The 3,893-nt window shown below is 49.1% G+C and carries 3 protein-coding genes; all 3 read right to left on the bottom strand.

Features of this window, described 5'->3' with window-relative positions; genetic code table 11:
* Window positions 1–424: 424 nt before the first annotated feature.
* From JSU04_17220 to JSU04_17210, 3 genes are read right to left on the bottom strand one after another with little or no spacing between them, the layout of a single operon-like run.
* Entirely contained in the window at window positions 425–1,870 is a 1,446-nt protein-coding gene (locus tag JSU04_17220; GenBank protein MBS1972054.1) for a hypothetical protein, read from the bottom strand.
* 41 nt (window positions 1,871–1,911) lie between these two features.
* Window positions 1,912–3,021, bottom strand: coding sequence for a site-specific integrase (locus JSU04_17215; GenBank protein ID MBS1972053.1), 1,110 nt, complete (start codon window positions 3,019–3,021; stop codon window positions 1,912–1,914).
* Window positions 3,018–3,848 carry a hypothetical protein gene (locus JSU04_17210; protein MBS1972052.1) on the bottom strand — a complete coding sequence of 277 codons (831 nt, stop codon included), beginning with the start codon at window positions 3,846–3,848 and terminating at the stop codon, window positions 3,018–3,020. The genes JSU04_17215 and JSU04_17210 overlap by 4 nt, the downstream gene beginning before the upstream one ends.
* Window positions 3,849–3,893 lie beyond the last annotated feature (45 nt).

The raw sequence follows: 3,893 nt of genomic DNA, 5'->3' as shown, positions 1-3,893 counted from the left end.
TCTTCTCATACTCAGAGCATCACAAAGAAGTTCACCACAATTCTGTTTGTTATCATTAGAAACACTTGCGTTGACGGTAAGAAACATGTGCGAAAATGTTGTTGTTTTCGGGGGATGGAGGGTGGGAAAGAAAACGAATTGGTTTTATTCCTTTTGTTTCGAAACAACAATCAAGATTGTCAAATAGGTTCACGAAAGGTTTCACTTTCTTCCACCTATATTCCTGCTCTTGATTTTGTTTCTCAACCAACAAGCAGAATTGGTCTTCTCATACTCAGAGCATCACAAAGAAGTTCACCACAATTCTGTTTGTTATCATTAGAAACACTTGCGTTGACGGTAAGAAACATGTGCGAAAATGTTGTTGTTTTCAACCGCCAAGATGGTCCAAAACGGTCCAAACGCAGGTGACCTTTGGTGACGCCTAGTTGTTTGAAAAAATCTTCCACGTGCCAAAATGTCCTCTGGAAAGGCCGTCTGCTATATTGTTGGCAGACGGCACGTAATCAACCGACGCGATTTCATAGTAGGGAAGGAAGTTTCGCAGAAGACTGTTTAAGGTGAACGACCTACTTCGACTGTTACTTATGGCAGCAATAGCCGAAGTGTTGTCCAAAAGCAACTTGAGTTTTTCTCCTCGGGGGACATGCGTTGCCGCTAACGTGAGTGCCAGAAGTTCTTTTGCATTGATGTGAAGTGTGGAAGTGACTGGGGTCCACGAACCTGCAACAGCAAAGGGCGCGCCACCTGGGGGAAAAATGACGGCTCCCCATCCCGAGTTGGACGCATCTGAGACAATGTGGTAGGGGCAGGATGTCAGCAAAGGTGTTCGAACAGTGTGCAGGATTTCCAAAATCCATCGTTCCCACAGACCTACAATGGATGGCCATATGCGAGCTTCCTCCTTTAAGGATAGTACCGAAGTTGCTATTAGGCGGGATCTTCGTCTAATAAATTTGTAGATGTGGTAGAAAGGGAAAAGAGGCAACCGGTGAATTCTCGACGCGTACTGACAGACCCCAAAAATACTCAGGGCATCGGCAAGTGTTGGTAAGCGGTTTATGTGGCGCAGTGCGTCCATGAGTTTCTGCTGTGTTTTGGAAGAGATTTTTGCCGTTGTTGCGGTGCCGCTTGTTTGAAAAACCACCCCTCGATGTTCTAGCCCCACCAGATGTTGGGGTCCGGCGAACTCATTTAATGTCACGCCGAGTGTGTTGCATATGGTCGTGAAAACTTCTCTTGTGGACGAAGCCGCCTCTTTACTGTGGAAGGCGAAGAGGAAATTGTCGATGTAAACATCGACACACCTTACCAAGGGAAGATTTGCTTGATTCAGCGTGAGACGCGTCAGAAATTGAGAGAAAGCTTGGGCTCTAGCGACACAATGGCGTTGACCTGTCGGAATTGTGCATAATTGAAAAACCCCTATTTCAGGTACCTTGAACCGAAAAAACTTCCTGGCTGAGGCATCGAGAGGGAATTGGTGATAATAGGAGGCGATGTCTACCGTCCATGCATGCCATTCTCCCTTTGAGTCGTCCAATAAGGAATCCAGCAGGGAATCGAGGCCATCAAAATTGCAGTGTGGTAGATCATCGGCCAAGGAGGCTTTGTTGATATCGACGGTATGGCAGATCAGGCGGCGTCGGCGTTTTGTAACCTCCGGAACCGAGAAGACATGAAGCATTGGTGAATTTGTTAAATGTGATGGGTTCGCTCGCTCGATCAAACCAGCTGTCAGTAGAACGTTCACGTCTTCTTGTGAAAGTTGACCTATGCTTTCCCCTGAGGAGGGTACCGTGGCAAGGAAAGGTTCTTCAAAGAAACGACGGACGGACGTGTAGTAGCCTAATTCTGTGCTGTTCATCATAGACGTTGCTCGAGCCTCGTCAAGGATTCTCACGTGATTCTTTACATGGAGGGGCCAGCAAGTTGCATCAGCTCGCGCGCGGCCGTAAAATTGTACGTGCCCCAATTCAAATAGCGTGCTAACATCGAGTCGCTCGCGTGCCTCGAATGGTGAAGCAAAGTCGAAATCGACGCACCCCCTTGCGCCATCGCTATGAGGCCCCCCCGGCGTAGGGACAGCAAGCACAGATCCGAGCTCACCTTCTTTAGTTCCATCCGTATTAGATTCGCTGCGAGTTCCCTGTCGCTCGTGAACAACATCGTCCAGGGAGTTGAAGCTGTGCGTCCCTTTTCCACCAGCGCTCGCAGATCTTTGGCGAGCTGGGAGTTGTATTCTAGGTGTAGCGTGAACGGGTCGCGTCGACGCGTTGTTTTCCCGCGTTTGTACATAATCGTGGTGAACTCCGTGTTCGTGTGGGCATCTGTGACAGACCCTATGTTGCATAGTGTCAGTTGGAGAGTGTCCCCTATCCGTTGTCCCAACTGAAAACACAGTCGAATCGCCATTCCAAGTCTTTCGTTCAGTGCTAACGCCGCTAGTTCCACTTGATCTTTCGTAATTGGCGTCGTCGGCCGCTTCGCATCTTCTTCCTTGGCAATAAATTGAAACCATTTTTGAGCGGTGCGCATTGCATAAGTCACTTGGATATCCAGCGTCTTTGACGCTGCAATGACCGCATTCCAATAGAAAGCCGTTGTCGTTGCCGTCCAGTCGTGTTTGTCCCGGAAGGCCTCGAATTCCTCCGTCCTCTCTTCGGCAGCAATTGCCAGGACCCACAGAAACCTCCGCTGTAATTGCTGGTACGAGCTCGTTGAGTGTCGGAATATTGTCGATCGTGCTTCCCACTTTTCCTCCAACTCCCTCAATCTCCCAATTTCCACCACACTCAGGACCTCTGCATGACTTGAGGAGTTGTGTGTTTCTTGAGGAGGTGTGTTGAGGAGGTGTTGTCGTTCTACCGTCGCTGTTTGTGTTCGTTGTGCTTTTGATGATGTTATTTGTGCGTTTAGATGAATAGTTTCGCTTAGTACTGGTGTTTGTCGTGAATTGATTTTTAGGATCAGCCATTTGCGGATCGTTACATCCGAAAAACCCCCCTTGCGGATCGTCAAATCCGAAAAAGCCCGTTTTTTGGAATTTCAATGGCGGCCCGGGCACTGTTGATGTCGGTGAAGTAGTCCAACACTTTGCCTGTCTGGCGGCGGTTTTCGATTGCCGCTGCAAACGTGAGCGTGGCGACGCTTGGCCTCGGTCCGCTATATTTTAGCAGAAGAAAGACTTCTGCTAAAACATCCGCAAGCGACAAAAATATAATGACCGAATGTTCTTGTAATGGTTGATTTGCGAATATCGCGAACCAACTGCTGAGCGCTGCCTCACAGCGCCTCAGCTTTAGAACATGGACGTCTGGTACTGGATGCCCAGTGATCAGAACAGTCCAGTTCCGCGCCCATTCTTCAAAAGTACGTCCCATCCACATATGTGGGTAAAAGACGTTCCAAGGGGGTGGCACAGTCCGCGGAACTTTGATGTTTCCGGGCAGGGTTGTATTCCTCTCCCGGTCATCTCGTTCTTCAGCGGTTGCGACCTCTACGGCTGCAGTAGCCGCGTGGGGGGCGAAGAGGAGGGATGCTTCGCGCAAAATGTTGCGCACTTCGATTGGAAGTTTGCTCCCGAGCGTGAAAGGACGAGGAATGGGGCGAGCGATCACGTCAAGAAACGATTGTTCATCGTCCGGAGGAAGCGGCTGATTTGAGTTTTCCGCCATGACTTGGGCGGCGAGCTTGATTGCCTCCGGACGTCGGTCGGGAGGAACTGTCGTGAACTCTTTTAGGATAGCGAGCTTGATCGTAGAGGTACAGACGGGAAGGGCCTCGGCCATTTTTGTTTGTACGAAAGAAAACGAATTGGTTTTATTCCTTTTGTTTCGAAACAACAATCAAGATTGTCAAATAGGTTCACGAAAGGTTTCACTTTCTTCCAC

It is taken from the genome of Bdellovibrionales bacterium (genome assembly GCA_018266295.1).
GTDB lineage: Bacteria > Bdellovibrionota > Bdellovibrionia > Bdellovibrionales > Bdellovibrionaceae > JACMRP01.
The sequence above is the reverse complement of the archived record's forward strand: the minus strand, read 5'-3'. Positions and strand labels throughout refer to the sequence as shown.